Genomic DNA, 17,625 nt, shown 5'->3' on the forward strand with positions numbered 1-17,625 from the left:
TCAGAACTTCCAGCGGAAGCCGCCGCCGTAGTTGATCGATTCGGTGCTGCCCGGTGCGAGCTGGCCCAGACCGTTCACGTACAGGCTGAGCTTGTCGTTCACCACCACATCGAGGCCCAGGCCCAGATTCCACCAAGAGGAGGGTGCGGCCACACCGGCCACGGTGAAGGAGGAGCCTGGTGCCGCAGTGAACTGGGCGGTGAGGTCGCGGTTGGTGTTGCCCAGATCCCAGGCGTAACCGATGCTCACCCGAGGGATCACCGTCATGCCGTTGGTCTGGAACGGCTGCTTGAACTCGACGCCGAGCTCGAGCGGAACCGAGCTGTACGACACGTTGTCGTAGCGGAGGGAGTAGCTGGCCTTGCCCGGATCGGGGGAGGCGATCAGGGGGTTGCCGGGCTGTTGGTAGGCGCGGTTGTTCGACGACGTCGATTCGGAGTAGCTGTTCTGGTTCAGCTGCAGCCAGCTGATGCCCAGCGACGGGATCAGGCTGCCCTGGTTGCCGGTGTTGATCACCTGGCTCAGTTGGAGGGTGCCGCCGAGGGCGGTGCTGGAGCTGGTGCCCTTCTCTGTGGCGGGGTAGCCGGGGATGTTCACCTGACGGGTGATGTCGGTGTTGAAGCCGCCCACGCCGAAGGAGCCCGAGAGCCAGGTGGCTGAGCCGAGCCGTTGCTTGGCGTACACCATGCCGCTCCAGCCTTCCGTTTCACCGAAGGTGTTCGGTTCGCCGGTGGTGGTCCAGAGGTTGTCGAAGCGACCGGCCAGGCCCACCAGGGTGTTGCTGCCGATCAGGGTGTCGGCGCCCACGGTGGTGTTGAACGCCGTGGTGTTGTAACCGGCCTGGTCGGAGCTGCCGCTGCCGGGGGTGCTGGCGTCGGAACCGCCCGCATTCACCCAGCTGCGCCACTTGCCGCAATCGGACGGATCGCCGGTGTAGGTCTCGCCCGGCTTGAGTTGCTGCACTTCGGCGATGCAGCGCTGCAGCTGGTTGAGCACCGCCGCGTTGAGGGCGTTGCTCACGTCCTGCTGGAAGGCGAGGCCGGCGGTGATCGTGGCCTGGGGGAAGGCCGCCGAGGTGGCGCCGGAGAGCTGGCGATACAGCCCATTGAGGTCGCCCTTGGTTTCCTGGGCGAAGATCAGCGCTGCCGTGGATTCAAACTTGGCGGTGCTGCCCTTGGCCTGGATCTTGTTCACCGCTTTGCCCACGGCGGTGCTGTTGGGATCCAGTCCGCTCGGGGCGTAATCCACGGTGTAGCGGAAGCTCAGATCCTGGTTGTTGTCGATCAGATCGAAGCCGAAGGAAGCCACCGCCGATTTGGGTGCCACCAGCTTGAGATCGCCGATGGTGATGCCATCCAGGGCATCGACGATGCCTTCTGAGATGAAGGTGCCCGGCATCGCCTGGCCCACCTGGTTGGCGAGCAGGTTCACGGTGCCGTTGAGGTTGGCGCGATAGCGGGTGGTGAGGTTATCGGTTTCGCCGGAGCGGAGCACCAGATCCGCCTCATACACCGACGTGTCGGTGGTGTCGTAGTTGGCGTTCACCACCAGATTGCCGATGCGGTATTCCCCGTTGGGGTTCACCACACCGCGCTGAATCAGCGTCACATTGCCGTTGGCATCCACCAGCTGGGATTCGAGGCGGGCGTTGGGCGCGTTGTAGATGTTGCGGGTGATGCCGGGGATGATGATGTCGCCGGAGATCTCGCCGAAGTTGCTGATTTCGTCAGGGCCGCCCGGGCCGGTGATGGCATTGCTGCTGCCATCGCTGCCGCCGATGATCGTGCCGTAGTTGATCACGCGCTCCACCCGGTCGGTGGGCAGGTTGATCGCCGAGCCGCCGTCACCACCCTGGATCAGGGCGCCAGCGGCGTTCTCGACCCGCAGGTTGCCGCTGATGAGGCTGGTGCTCTTGGTGATGCCAACGCCACCGGTGCCTGTCGCCCGGATCACACCGCTGTTGCGCACCACCACCTCACCGGCGGGTGCGGTGCCGTCGGTGAAGCCCTCGGTGATCGCGCTCACCGAACCATCGGGGTTCTGATAGAGGTAGGCGCCGCCGGTGGCGTTCTGGAACAGCAGCGCCACGGCGTTGGTGCCGGAGGCGGTGATGCTGCCGCTGTTATCGATGTTGATATCACCGGAACCGCCGGTGGGCTTGCCAAGCAGGGAAGCGTTGTTGTCTTTGCTGACGCCGCCGAACACGAAGCCACCACCGCCGGCGATGGTCTGAGCGACCACGGCGTGGGCACCGGTGCCGCTGGTGCTGATCGCGCCGGTGTTGGTGAAGCTGATGTCGGCCGAGCTGGAGTCGGCGTTGGTGTTGTTGAGGCTCACGGCACCGGAATCGGAACCGCTGACGCCACCACCACCGCCGATGGTCTGCAGCAGCACACCGAAGCTGTTGTCGCCGCTGGTCACGATCGTGCCGCTGTTGCTCACGTTCAGGGCACCGCTGGCCGTTGTGGTGCCGCCGTGGTTGGCCGCCGCGAAGTTGGCGCTGCTGCCGCCGGTGGTGTAACCGCCACCACCACCGATGCTCTGGAGCACCACAGCGGGCGACTGGTTGCCACTGGTGCCGATCACAGCACCGTTGTTGCTCCAGGTGATCGCACCGGCACCGGCATCGGAGCCGAGGGTGCCGCTGCCGCCGGCGCCCAGTTGCACCGAGCCGCTGGTGGCGGATGCGAAACCACCGCCACCACCGATGCTCTGGAGCACGAGGGCGGGGCTGGTGTTGCCGCTGCTGCTCACCTGGGCGTTGCTGCTGAGGCTCAGGTCGATCGCAGCCCCAGAACTGTTGCCCACGTTGAGGTCGGCACCGCTGCGGCCGGCGGTGAGGTTGCCGCTCACCACACCCACACTGCCACCGCCGCCGCCGATCGTCTGGGCGAGAAGGGCGGGGGCATTGGCGCCGCCGGAGCTGAGGCTGCGCTCGAGGCTGAGGCTCAGCGCGCCGGCGCTGCGATCGCCGCGGCCGAGGCCACCGAGCGTGGCATCACCGCCCACGTTGGCCGCCGTGCCGCCACCGCCGCCGAGGCTCTGGGCGAGCACGGTGCTGCTGCCGTCGCCACTGCTGGAGAGCGGTGCATTGATCGTGAGGTTGAGAGCACCGCCGCTGCTGATCGGTGTGCCCAACGGCACGGAGCTGCCGCCGAGGTTGGCGTCACCGCCGACGCTGCCGACGCGTCCACCACCGCCACCGATCGATTGCAGCAGCAGGGCGCTGGCATCGTTGCCCGTGGTGGCCGCCGCCACCTGGTTGGCGAGAGTCAGATCGGCGCCGGAAGACGTGCCGCGATAGAGGCCACCCAGCTGGGCAGCGGCGCTGGTGCTGCCGGTGTAACCGCCACCGCCACCGATCGACTGGAAGCTGAAGCCGCTGGAGCCTTCCCCTGTGGTGACGATCCGGCTGCTGCCGCCGGCACTGAAGCTGAGGCTGCCGCCGCTGCCTTCCGTGCCGTTGCTGCCGCCGCCGAGCAGCAGATCGCCGCCGCTGATGGTGTTGTTCGGGAACACCAGACCGCCGCCGCCACCCACCGATTGGAGCACGAAGGCGGGCGACTGGCTGCCGGTGGTGACGATCGAGCCGTTGCCACCATCGCTGGCAAGGTCGAGCGAGACGCTGGCGGCGTTGCCGCTGCCGCCATCGGCGCCGAGGCTCACCGTGCCACTGGCGCTGCCGGCGCGGCCGCCACCGGCACCCACCGACTGGCCGAAGATGCCGATTGATTGATCGCCGCTGGTGCTGATCGTGCCGGTGCTGCTGATGCTCACATCGCTGGCATCACCGGAGCCGCCGCCACTGGTGCCCATGCGGAGGGCCGTGCTGGTGCCACCCACCAGGCCACCACCACCCCCGATGCTCTGCACCAGCAGGCCATCGCTGCCAAAGCCGCTGGTGCTCACATCACCACTGAGGGTCACGCTCACCACACCGGCATCGAGGCCTGCGCTGGTGCGGGCGCCGGCCGTGGCACTGCCGCTGTTGATTGGTGCGTAACCACCGCCGCCACCGATGCTCTGGGCGATCAGGGCCGGCGAGAGGGCACCGAAGCTGGCGAGGCTGTCGTTGATCGTGAGCGTCACGGCGGCACTGGTGTTGCGGGTGGCGCCATCGCCGCCGGCGGTGAGGCTGGTGGCTTCCGCACCCTCGAGGCCGAAGATCGCACCGCCGCCACCGCCGATCGACTGGGCGACGACGGCAGCGGAGTTGCTGCCGGCGGTGACGATCGGAGCGCTGCTGCTGAAGCTGATGCTGTCGGCGGAGTTGCTGCCGACCACCGAGCCGCCCAGGTTGATCGCATCGCCGCCGCTGCTGGTGGCGTAGAGGCCGCCACCACCGATCGACTGCAGGATCACGCCACTGGAGTTGTTGCCCGTGGTGGTGATCGCACCGGTGCTGGTGAAATCGATCGCCGCAGCACGGCTGTCGCCGCGGCCATCGGCGCCGATGCTGATCGCTGTGGGGGCGCTGCCGCTGAGGCCACCGCCGCCGCCGATCGACTGGATCGTCACGCCCGGTGAGCTGATGCCGCTGGTGCGCACCGGCGCTGCACTGCTGGCGCTGATCGCACCACCGCGCGCATCGCTCAGCAGGCCGGAGTTGCTGCCCACGCTCAGGGTTCCATCCACCTGGGCGAGCAGGCCACCACCACCACCGATGCTCTGGAGCACCACGCCGGGGCTGTCGTTGCCCTGGGTGGTGACGCTGCGCCGCAGCTGGGTGAAGTTGAGACTGCCGCCGCTGCCGTCGACGCCGGCGAGAAGGGTGCCGCCGAGGCTGGCATCGCCGCCCACATCGGCAGCCACACCGCCACCACCACCGATCGATTGCAACACCGCGCCAGGGCTGTTGGCGCCAACGGTGAGCACCTCAAAGGGAAGGATCAACTCAAGATCGGCGCCGGTCACCGTGCCGGTGCTGAGGCCACCGAGCTGCACGCTGCCGTTGGGCACGCTGCCGATCCAGCCGCCACCGCCACCGATCGACTGATGGATCACGCCGGGGGAGAAGGCGCCGGTGGCCTGCAGGGTGCCGCCGGCATTGACCAGGGTGAGTGTGCCGCCGGAGCCGGCGGTGCCGTTGCTGCCACCACCGAGCACAACGGTGCCGCTGCCGGCGCTGTCGCCCAGGCCCACCTGGCCGCCGCCACCACCGACGGACTGCATCAGATAGGAGGGGGAATAGGCGCCGCTGGTGGCAATCACGCCACCGGCGTTGTTGAGGATGACGTTGCCACCATCGCCGCTGCCGCCGTCGGCGCCGAGGGTCATGGAGCCGCCGGCGGAGCCGACGCGACCGCCGCCGCCGCCCACCGACTGGGCCACCACACCGATGCTGTAGAGGCCGGCGGTGCTGATCGTGCCGCCCTGGTTGTTCACCACCACATCCCCGGCGTTGCCGCTGGCATTCACCGCACCGAGCTGGAGTGAGGAGCTGCTGGCGCCAGCGGTGCCGCCACCGGCACCGATCGACTGGGCGAGCACACCTTCCGAGTTGTTGCCGAGGGTGGTGATGCGGCCGCGATTGTCGATGGCGACGTTGCTGGCATTGGCGATGCCGCCATCCATCCCGAGGCGCATGCTGGCGCCGTTCTGGGAGGTGAAGCCACCGCCACCGCCCACGCTCTGGGCGATCACACCCTGCGATTGCACGCCGGCGGTGACCAGGTTGCTGCCGCTGCTGAAGAAGAGATCGATGGGGCCGCTGCTGCCGACCTGCTGGCCGGCACCGCCGAGTTCCACCAGGGCGGCGCTGCCGCTGCCGTCACCGCCCACGTAACCGCCGCCGCCACCGATCGACTGGGCGATCACGGCAGGAGAGGAGGTGCCGGTGGTCTGGATGCGGGAGTCGAATTTGGAGGTGAGGCTGACGCTGCCGGCCGTGGTGGTGCCGATCACATCCCCCCCCAGGCTCACCGAGCCACTGGAGGTGAAGGCCACACCGCCACCACCACCGATCGACTGCAGGGTGAGGCCGGGGCTGTTGCGGCCTTCCGTGCTGATCTGCCAGTCGCGACTGATCGCCTGAACGTCGCCGGCAGAGGTGTCGGCAATGCTCACGGTGCCGAGGTTGAGCTGAGCGCCGGCCACATCGGCGGCATAGCCACCGCCACCGCCGATCGACTGGAGCACCACGCCAGGACTTTCAGCACCCTGGGTGATCGCGGTGAAGGGTCCGTTGAGGGAGATTGCGCCGGCCCGCAGCGAGCCGATGCCGTTGCCACCGAGGGTGAGATCACCTGCCACGGAGTTGACACTGCCGCCACCGCCGCCGATTGATTGCACCACCAGAGCGGCGGAGTCGTCGCCCGTGGAGGTCATCGAGGCGCCAGCGTTGCTGATCACGCGGATGGCGCCGCCGTCGGCGTTGCCGCTGCCGTTGGTCATGCCGAGGTTGGCATTGCCGCCCACCTTGCCGAGGCGACCACCACCACCACCGATGGCCTGCACCAGCATCACCGGGGAGGTGGAGCCGGTGGTGATCAGATCGCCCTGGATGTCGATCAGGATGGCTTGCTCAACCGGTTGCTCGGGGCAGCCACCGAAGCGGCAGGCCACGGGATAGAGCAGGCCGCTGCTGCCGGCGATGCCCAGATTTCCGCTGCTGCCGGAGCTGCCGAGGGTGGCGTCGGTGGCGAGATCACCGGCGAAACCACCACCGGCGCCGATCGATTGCACCACCAGGCCGGGGCTGATGTTGCCGGTGGTCTGCAGTTGGCCCTGCAGGATCACGCTCACGGCGCCGCCGGTGCCGGAGTTGAGATCGCTGGCACCGAGGGTCGCCGAGCTGAGGCTGTTCACCAGCGACCAACCACCACCACCACCGATGGATTGCAGAACGGCGGCGGCGGACCGGAGCCCGCTGGTGGCGATCGTGTTGCCGCCATTGGAGGTGAAATTGATGGCGGCGGCGTTGGCATTGCTGCTGTTGCTGCTGCCCAGCTGGATCAGGCCGCTGTTGGCCGACTGCAGCCCCTGCACGGCGCCGCCACCACCGGCGAGGCTCTGCATCAGCACGGCCGGGGAGGCCACGCCGCTTGTGATGATGTCGCCGTTGTTGGTGACAGTGACAGCGCCGCTGTTGGCGCCGCTGGCCGAGCGGCTGCCGAGGCTGAGGTTCTGACCGGCCACACCGTCGCTGAGCAGGGCGGCCAGACCACCACCACCACCCACCGACTGGGCCACCAGACCGGCAGCATTGTTGCCGGCGGTGCGGATGGCACCGCCGCTGGTGAGACTGACGGCGCCGCCGCTGCTCAGCAGGGGGGTCTCGGCACCCAGCCAGCTGGAATACAGCGAGGTGTTGATGCCGGCAATGCCGCCACCACCGCCGACGCTCTGAGCCACCAGGCCACTGCTGTTTTCACCCAGGGTGGCGATGCTGGAGCTGCTGGTGATGGTCACAGCGCCACCGCTCTGGCTCACGCTGCTGGCGTCGCTGCCCAACTGCAGCTCGCCATCGACGTTGCCGATGCGGCCGCCGCCACCACCGATGCTCTGGGCCAGCAGGCCCGGAGCGTTGTTGCCCCGGGTGCTGATCGATCCGCTGCTGCGCCCGGTGATGGCGCCACCATCGAGGAAGCTGCCGCTGCTGGTGATGTCGGTCGCACCGAGGAGGGCGGCGCCGCCGACGTTGTCGGCCATGCCGCCGCCGCCGCCCACGCTCTGCAGCACCAGGCCGATGCCGTAGTTGCCGCTGCTGCTGATCGCGCCGTTGTAGTCGGCGTCGATCGCACCGCCGGTCATGCTGCCGCTGCTTTGTGCAGCACCCAGGCGGGTGATGTAGCGGGAGGAGCCGGCATAGCCGCCGCCCCCGCCGATGCTCTGGCTCACCAGCACCGGCGAGTTGTCGCCCTGGCTGATGAGGTCGGCATCGATGGTCAACGTGATGGAGCCACCATCCCCGCCATCAGACAGCAAGGAGCCGAGCAGGGAATAGGTGGATCCCTGGTCGATCAGCAGCCAACCGCCGCCGCCGCCGATGCTTTGGGCCAGCACCACAGAGGAATTGGCGGCCTGGGTGCTGAACTGACTGCCTCGGGCATCGAGGTTGATGGCACCACCGTCTCCACCACCACCGGGACCTGTGATCAAGGCGGTCAAGCCGAGATCGATGTCGTCGAGGAAGGAGAGCTCAGAATTTTCGTTGGCGCTGATGCTGGGCAGCAGATTGAGCCAGGCCTGTTGCCAGGCGAGGGCGATATCCACGAGATCATCACTCACGCTGCCCTGGCGGCCCATCAGGATCGCGCCGGCATCGGTGGAATCGAGATCCACATCACCAACGAAGCCGCCACCGCCACCGATGCTTTGCAGGATCAGGGCCTGGGAGCCAATCCCTTCGGTCTGGAGGATGCCGCTGGTGCTGATGGTCAGATCACCCGCTTGCGCAGAGCCGGACCCATTGCTGCCGAGCTTGATGAAGTCTGGGGTGTTGCTCAGGGGGATGTAGGCACCAGCACCAGCGATGCTCTGGCCGAGCAGGGCGGGGGATGCGATGCCAACCGTGGTGATGTCGGCCGTGCTGTTCAGGCTGATCGCACCGCTATCGCTGATGGCCTGGCCGCGGCTGCCCACATTCACCAGTTGGTCCGTGCGCCCCACAGAGCCGGTGATGGCGCCACCGCCACCGGCGCTTTGCAGGATCAGGCCGGGGGAGTAATCGCCGGCGGTGCTGATGCGGGAGTTGTTGACGGCACTGATCGCCCCACCCCGGGCACTGCCGCTGCTGATCTTGGAGCCAACGTTGAGATCGCCGCGCACATCAGCGATGAAGCCACCACCGCCACCGGTGCTCATCATCGCCAGACCGCTGGCACCATCGCCCTCGGTGCGGATCAAGGCACCGGTCTGACGGACATCGATCGAACCGCCATCGGCCACCACGGCCGACTCGGTGACCGTGCCCATTTGCACTGTTTCGGCCGCACCACCAAAGACGGTGCCGCCGCCGCCGCCCAGCGACAGCACATTCACGCCCACCGAGGTGTTGCCGCTGGTGCCCACCGAACCGCTGTTGCGCAGGCTGATCGAGCCACCGGAGAGGTTGCCGGCTGCATCGAGGCTGCCCATGCGCATCCCGTTGGTGTAAGCGCTGATCGCACCGCCGCCACCACCGACACTCTGCAGACGGATGGCGTGGGAGTCAATTCCCACGGTCACGACATCGGCACTGTTGGTGACGCTGAGGTTGCCGGCCTGGGCATTGGTTCCGCCGCGACTCCCGAGCCTGGCGTTCGCAGTGGTTTTGCCGGTGAGTGCCGACCAGCCACCGCCACCAGCCACGCTCTGAATCAGCATGCCGGGGGAACTGTTGGCGTTGGTGCGGATCAGGGCCGAGGTGTTGGTGATGGTGAGATCACCGGCATTCCCCTCGTTGCTGAAATAGGAGGAGAGGAACAGGCGGTCGCTGCTGCTGAGGCTGGTGTCGGGGGACACGTAGGCATTGGCACCGCCGCCACCGCCGATGCTCTGGGCGAGCAGGCCGATCGAGCCCTCACCGCTGGTCTGGAGGTTGCCGCTGTTGGTCACCACCACATCGCCCGCTTCCGCCAGTTGGGCATACAGGGCTCCGAGGAACAGCTCATCGTTGCTGTCAGCGCTGGAGAAACCACCGCCACCACCGATGCTCTGGGCCAGCAGGGCGCTGGAGCCGATGCCATTGGTGATCACCTGGCCGCTGTTGTCGACGCTCACGTCGCCGGCACTGGCCCGGGCCGGTCCGTTCATGCCGTTGGTGAGGATGCCGTCGAGGATCAGGCCGGTGACGCCACCACCGCCGGCAACGCTCTGGGCGATCACGCCCGGCGAGGTGCTGCCGATGGTGAGGATCTCAGCCCGGTTGGTGAGCTCCACCGCACCGGAATTGAGCGTGTAATCGGTGCCGAGCTGGGGAATGGGCACTTCGGTGAGTTGATTCCGGTTGTACGCACCGCTGCCCAGACGCCCGCCGCGGTTCCTGGTCTGCTGGGAGCCGAGGTAGCCGCCACCACCACCGATGCTCTGGCTCACCAGGGCAGGGGATCCTTCGCCGCGGGTCACAATCGCGGCACCGCGGTTGGCCACGCTCACATCGCCGCCATTGGCTCTGACGCTGCCGCCTGCACCGTCAAGGCCCAGCTCCAGATCCCCGTAGACCTGGTTGGCGAGGCCGCCACCACCACCGATGCTCTGGGCGACCAGACCGGCGGCGCCGTTGCCGGAGGTGCTGATCGAGCCCGTGTTGGTGAGGTCAAGCGAGCCCCCACTAGCGAGGCCTGTGCTGTCCAGCATGCCCATGCTGATCGAGCCGGCGCGGTTGCCGATCACGCCACCACCACCGCCGATCGACTGGGCCGTGATGCCAGCGGCACTCAGGCCTGTGGTGATGATGTCGGCGCTGTTGGTGATGGTGAGATCGCCGGCCGAGAGCGTTCCCGACGACTCCTTGGCGCCCAGCTGGCTGATGGTGTCGCTGCTTACGTTGCCGGCAACCCAGCCGCCGCCGCCGCCGATGCTCTGCACGAGCATGGCGCGGGCGTAATCCCCCTCGGTCTGGATCAGGGCTCCGGTGTTGCGCAGGCTGATGGCACCACCGGAGCCGTTCACCAGACCCCCGGCGCCAAGCACGAGGTTGTTGGCGAGTTGTTGTTGTCCGAGCCGGCGGATGTTGCCGCCACCACCGCCGATGCTCTGGGCGATCAGGCCGGTGGAGGACGTGCCTGTGCTGATCAGGTTGCCGCTGTTGGTGATCGTCAGATCGCCGGCATTGGTGTTGCGGGAGTTGAAATCACCGAGGGTGATCGGCGCCTGCATCAGCGCGTTGGCGTAGGTGGTGGTGAAACCACCACCACCGCCGATGCTCTGCACCGTAAGCAGCGGTGCCGTGATGCCGGTGGAGCTGAGATCACCGCTGTTGTTGACGCTCACATCACCAGCACTGGCATTGTCCAGGCGTTCACCCCCCAGGGTGAGCGTGGTGCCATTGGTGAGACTCACCACACCACCGCCGCCGCCGATGCTCTGGGCCAGCAGCACCGTGGCCGCATTGCCGCTGGTGCGGATCGTGCTGCTGTTGATCACCGACACGTTGCCGGCCTGGGTGTTGCTGAGGTCTTCGCCACCGAGTTGGGTGGTGCTGGCGGAGCTGCCCAGATAGCCACCACCGCCGCCGATGGTCTGGGCGATCAGGGCGAAGGCACCTTCACCGCGGGTCTCAATCGCCGCCCCCCGGTTGTTCACGCTGACGTCGCCAGCGCTGAGCGATCCTTCACCATTGCCGATGGCGCCGCCGAGGCGCACATTGCCGCTGTCGCTGCCGGCGACGCTGCCGCCGCCGCCGCCGATGCTCTGCACCAGCATGGCGCTCGACACATTGCCGAGTGTGAGCACCGAACCGCTGGTGCTGACTGACACGGAACCACCACTGGCATCGCCGGTGAGGTTGAGACCCCCCAGCAGCAGACCGCCGGAAGCGGAGCTGATCACCCCACCGCCACCACCGATGCTCTGCACGGTGAGTGCGGCCGAAGAATCACCCGACGACACGAGATCGGCCGTGTTGGTGACCTCAACGGCGCCGCCATTGGCGGAGTCGCTGTTGTTGCGAGCACCGATGCGGGTGTTGGCCAGGCTCTGGGCACTCACCAGGGCATAGCCGCCACCGCCGCCGATCGATTGCACCGTGAACACGGGGGAGAAATCCTGCAGGGTCTCCAGGCGTGACGCGATGTTGTTGATCGTGACGTCGCCGGCATTGGCATTGACCGAGCCGCGGCTGCCGACGCGCACGGTGTACTCATCGGTGCCGGCGGTTTCGGAGATGTAGCCACCACCACCGCCGATGCTCTGGGCGATCAGGCCGGCGGAACCGTTGGCGGCGGTGAGCAGATCACCGCTGTTGGTGAGTGTGATGGCGCCACCCTGGGCGCGGGCGTTGCTGGCCTCGGAGGCATCGGCGCCGAGAATTACCTGGTTGCCGCTGTCGGTGGCGGAGGCACCACCGCCGCCGCCGATGCTCTGCACCACCAGGGCCGCCGCATTCAGGCCCTGGGTGGCGATGGAGGATCGACTGGTCACGGCCACGTCGCTGGCCGAACTGACGCTGTTGGCGCGCAGTGTGCCGCCGAGAGTGAGGTCGTCTCCAGCCGTGATCCCGGTGAAGCCACCACCGCCGGCGATGCTCTGCACCAGAAGCCCCGTGCTGTTCTCGCCCTGGGTGACGATTGTGGGCACGGTGTTGGTAAGAGTGATCGCCCCGGAACTGGTGGCCCCACCCATAGCGGCACCGAGTCGGGCATTACCGCCCACGTTGCCGACCCAGCCGCCGCCGCCGCCGATGCTCTGGATCACCATCGCCGGGGAGCTGTCGCCTCGGGTGACGAGCAGGTCGGCCTCGGTGACCACGCTCAGATCACCGGCCGTGGCCACACCGGAGCTGGTGCTGCTCATGCCGAGCACCGCATTGCCCAGCACCTGACCACCGAGGCCGCCGCCGCCACCGATGGTCTGCACCACGAGGGCAGCGGAGTTGAGACCACTGGTGCCGATATCGCCGTTCTGGCGCAGGCTCACCGCGCCGGCGGAGAGGGCTCCGCTCATGCTGCTGGCCCCCAGGGTGACGTTGCCCAGGGCGTTGCCGGTGACGCCACCGCCACCGCCAATGCTCTGGATCACGGCGCCGGTGGAGTAATCCGCCGTGGTGATGATCGTGCTGTTGTTAATCACCGACACGTTGCCGGCGCCCAGACTCGTTCCACCCTCGCTGCCGAGCTGGGCATCGGGGCTGCTGCGCAGCAGCGACCAGCCGCCGCCACCGCCGATGCTCTGGGCGATCAGGCCAGGGCTGTAAGCACCGGCGGTGATGATGGCGTTACCCGTGTTGTTGAGGGTCACATCGCCGGCGATCGCCTGGCCCAGGTCGCTGCCCGCCAGCGTCACGTCGTAGCTGGCGAGGGCATTGGTTTCAGCAATCAAGCCGCCGCCACCGGCGATCGACTGCAGCAGCAGGGCCGGTGAACCGTTGCCGCTGGTCTGGAGCACCGCGCTGTTGCGCACCGTCACCGCGCCGGCGTTGGCAAGCGTGCTGCCACTGGCACCAAGACGGCTCAGGGTGCCCGTGACCTTGGCGGCGGCACCACCGCCGCCGCCGATGCTCTGGGCTACGAGGCCGGCTGCATTGACGCCTTGCGTGGTGATGCCGGCGTTGTTGGTGACCGTCACAGAGCCGCCCTGGCTGGAGCCACTCATCGAGCCGCCCAGGATCAGGGCGTCGCCGTAGGTTTGGCCTGCGAGTCCGCCGCCACCCCCGATCGACTGGGCCAGCAGGCCCATGGAATCAGCCCCTTCGGTGCTGATCTGGCTGCGGTTGGTCACCACCACATTGCCGGCGTTGGCGCTGCCGCTGCCGCTGGCGCCCATCGTCACGTTGCCCGTCACCTGGGCGGTGCTGCCGCCGCCGCCGCCGATCGACTGGGCCAGCAGCGCCGGGGAGGCGGCTCCGGTGCTGGTGAGTGCTTCCCCGCTGAGGGTCATCGACACATCACCGGCATTGGCAGTGCCAACGAGATTGATCGCGCCCAGGTTGAGAGTGCCGTTGATCGATCCGGCCCGGCCGCCGCCACCGCCGATGCTCTGCACATTGACCAGGGGACTGAAGTTGCCGGTGCTCAGGATCGAAGCCGTGTTCGTGAGGGTGACGGCATCAGCGTTCTGCGCTCCACCGCTGGCCACGCTGCCCATCTGGGCGTCGCCATTCACGGCGCCCGTGTAACCACCGCCGCCACCCAGCGACTGCAGGGTGATGCCGGCCGAGGTGTTGCCCGTGGTGATGATCTCGGCGTTGTTGGTGAGCGAGATCGCACCACCGTTCATGGTGCTGGTGCTGTTGATCGCACCGAGCTGAAGATCACCTTCAACAGGGCCCACCCAGCCACCGCCGCCACCGATGCTCTGGGCCGAGATCGCCGGGCTGAACTCACCGCGGGTGATCAGTTGGTCCCCGTTCGACTGGATGCTGATGGCCGCACCGGAGAGGTCGGCGCTGCTGCTGCCCGACACACTGCCGAGGCTGACGGCACCGCCCTGGGTCTGGGCGACGCGGCCACCACCGCCACCAATGCTTTGGGTGAACATCGTGGGGGAGTAATTGGCCAGGGTCACGAGGGTGCCCCGGTTCACCAGGCTCATGGCCTGGCCGCTCTGCACACCTTCGGCGTTGCGGGAGCCGAGGGCCACCGTGCCGTTGGCACTGTCGAGGCTGCCGCCGCCACCACCGATCGCTTGATAGAGGATCGCTGGTGAGAACTGGTCATTCGACACCAAGGTGCCGGTGTTGATCAGGCGCGTTGTTCCGGATTGGCCATCCGCACCGTTGCTGCCGAGCACGGCGTCGCCGAAGCCACTCTGAGCGTCGCCACCACCACCGCCGATGCTGTGGAGATACACCGGAATCGACGATGGACCGAAGGTGGCGATGTTGCCGGTGTTGGTGAGCACCACATCGCCGGAATCACCGCCGGCTCCACCGCTGCCACCGAGGGTGATCGTGCCCTGGTTGATATTGGCGGTGGCTCGGCCGCCACCACCGCCAATGCTCTTGGCCACCACGCCGTAGGAGCCTTCGCCGTAGGTCTCGATCGAACCATTGTTGGTGATGCTGATATCGCCGGCGTTGCCACCGTTACCGCCACTGGCCCCGAGTTTGAGGGCATCGCGGGTGCTGCCCACATCACCGCCGCCGCCGCCGATGGCCAGCGCCATGATGCCGATACCGGTTCTGCCGGTGGTGATGATCGTGCCGTTGTTGGTGATGGTGATGTCACCGCTGTTGCCACCGGAGCCGCCACTGCCGCCGAGGGACACACTCAGGGGAGCTGTGCTGGAGAGGGAGCCACCACCGCCACCCACCGACTGGGCATAGAGCCCGTAGGCCGCCTCTCCTGTCACGGTGATGGAGCCGCTGTTGCTGACGTTCACATCACCGGCATTGCCTCCACCTCCGCCACTGCCGCCAAAGCTGAGTGAGGCCGTGGTGCCATCGCTGGCGATCGCCGAGTTGATACTCACCCGACCGCCGCCGCCACCGATGCTCTGGCTGAGCAGACCGTGGGACTGGCTGCCGGTGGTGACGATCACCCCGGAATTGGTGACGTTGACGTTGCCGCCGTTGCCACCGCTGCCACCGCTGCCGCCCACCTGGAGGGAGCCACTGAAGCTGTTCTCCGTATCGGCACCTGGTGCGGCCAGGCTGGTGGCACCACCACCACCACCGATCGACTGCACATAGAGGCCAATGGAGTTGGCACCGGTGGTCTGCAGCCTGGCGGCGTTGGACACGGTGACCGTTCCGCCGGAGCCACCGGAGCCACCGGAGCCACCGATGGTGCCGTTGAGGTTAAGGGTGGAGCTGGCGGTGCCATCCACGAAGCTGGTGGCATCGCCGCCGCCGCCACCCACCGACTGGATGAACATGGCCGAGGCCGAGCTGCCACCGGTGCTGATCAGGCCGTCGCGGGTGGTGATGTTGACGCTGTTGCCATCTCCACCGGAGCCGCCGCTGCCGCCGATGGCGACGCTGAGGCCCACATCGCCGCCCTGCACGTTGTTGGTGCTGCTGCCGGCGCTACCGCCACCGCCGCCCACGGATTGGGCAAACAGGCCACGGGCGTTGTCTCCGGACGTGCCGATGCGCAGAGTTCCCACATTGAGGGTCACCACTCCGGCCGCACCACCGCCGCCGCCGGCACCGGAAACCGAGGAAGCCAGACCGCCGAGCTGGGCCGATGTGGTGCTGTTGGCTGCTGCTTCCGTGACGGAACCACCCTGACCACCACCGCCACCGACCGACTGGAGGAAAACGCCGTGGCTGCCGCTGCCGCTGGTCACCACCGTGAGCGTGTCGGCGATGCCGTTCTGCAGGCTCACCCGGTTGCCGCTGGCGCCGTTGCCACCGGAACCACCCATGGAGAAACCGGCACCGGCGGAATAGCTGGCATTGCCTGACCCGGAGGCCGCACTGGTCACGGCCCCTCCGGAACCACCACCACCACCGATGGATTGCAGCAGGACGCCCATCGCCTGGTCGCCGCTGGTGCTCACCTCGCCACTGAGCTGGGCCAGCACCTGGCCGGCCTGGCCGCCGCTGCCACCGGAACCACCCACACCGCTTGCGGCGCCAAAGGAGAAGGTGGAGTTGGCGGAATCGGCGGAAGCCGATGCGTTGGAGGTGATCGAACCACCCTGACCACCACCGCCGCCGATCGATTGGAGCAGGAGGCCATGGGAGACGTTGCCGCCCGTCACCACGGTGCCGTCGGCGTAAAGGCTCACATTGCTCGCCTGGCCGCCGCTGCCACCGGCGCCGCCCATGGCGAAGGAGGCGGAAAGGTTGCCTCCGGCCGTTGCCGCCGCGTTGACGGAGCCACCAGCGCCACCGCCACCGCCGATCGATTGCAGGAAAATGCCGATGGCGTTGTCGCCGGCTGTCTGCACGGCCAGATCGGCACTCCGACCGCTGCTGCCGAGTTGCACCGTGCTCGCCATGCCGCCGTTGCCACCGCCGGTGGTGAGGGCGCCACTGGCGCCGAAGGAGAAGTTGCTGTTGGAGGCGGAGGTGCTGACGTTGCTGCCGATCACCGAGCCGGCCGTGCCACCACCGCCACCGATCGACTGCAGCAGGATGCCGTGGGCGCCATCGCCGCTGCCGAGACTACTGTTGCCGGTCACCACCGTGAGTCGGCGCGGCGTGAACAAGCTGACGCGGCCGCCGGAGCCACCGCTGCCGCCGGCGCCACCCATGGCGAAGGAGGCGGAGGCCGTGATGTTGGCGTTGCCCGCTCCGGTGGCGTCGTCGGTGACGGAACCACCAGCACCGCCACCGCCACCGATCGATTGGGCGAACAGACCGATGGAGCTGTCTCCTTCGGTGACGATCAGGCCCGACAGGGAGGCATTGACGGTCTGACCCCAGCCACCGCCACCACCATTCGCACCAACGGCACCGCTGGCGCCGAAGGAGAAGGTGGAGTTGGCGGAATCGGCGGAAGCGGATGCGTTGGAGGTGACGGATCCACCCTGGCCACCACCGCCACCGACGGACTGGAGCAACACGCCTGTGGATGAGGCACCGGCGGTAAGGAAGGTGCCGTCGGCGTAGAGATTCACCGTGTCGGCACTGCCGCCGCTACCACCGGCACCGCCCATGGCGAAGGAGGCGGAAAGGTTGCCACCGGCACTGCCGGCGTTCACGGAACCGCCGGCACCACCACCACCACCCACCGACTGGAGGAACAGCGCATTGGCGTTGTCACCGCCGGTCTGCACGGCGAGGTTGGCGATCTGACCGCTGCTGCCAAGCTGCACAGCGCCGCCGACTCCACCACTGGCTCCGGTGCCGGCGAGGCCGCCGGAGCCACCGAAGGAGAAGTTGGTGTTGGAGGCGTTGGTGGTGGCATTGCTGCCGGTGATGGATCCGCCCTGACCGCCACCGCCACCGATGGACTGGAGCAGGATGCCTGTGGCGCCATCGCCAGTGCCAGTGCCAAGGGTGCTGTTGCCGGTGGAGACAACGAACCTGGAAGGAACGGCGAGGTTGATGGAACCGGCACTGCCACCATTGCCCCCGGAGCCACCCATGGAGAA

Annotated in this window: 1 protein-coding gene (cut by a window edge); it reads right to left on the reverse strand. The window is 67.8% G+C overall.

Annotation, left to right across the window (positions count from 1 at the left end; genetic code table 11):
• On the reverse strand, positions 1-17,625 hold the 3' portion of the coding sequence (locus SynRS9909_RS01285; protein ID WP_186593777.1) for an autotransporter outer membrane beta-barrel domain-containing protein. 9,765 nt of this gene lie beyond the right edge of the window; 17,625 of the gene's 27,390 nt are visible here — the last part of the coding sequence; the start codon falls outside the window, past its right edge; its stop codon occupies positions 1-3.

The organism is Synechococcus sp. RS9909 (assembly GCF_014279595.1).
GTDB lineage: Bacteria > Cyanobacteriota > Cyanobacteriia > PCC-6307 > Cyanobiaceae > Synechococcus_C.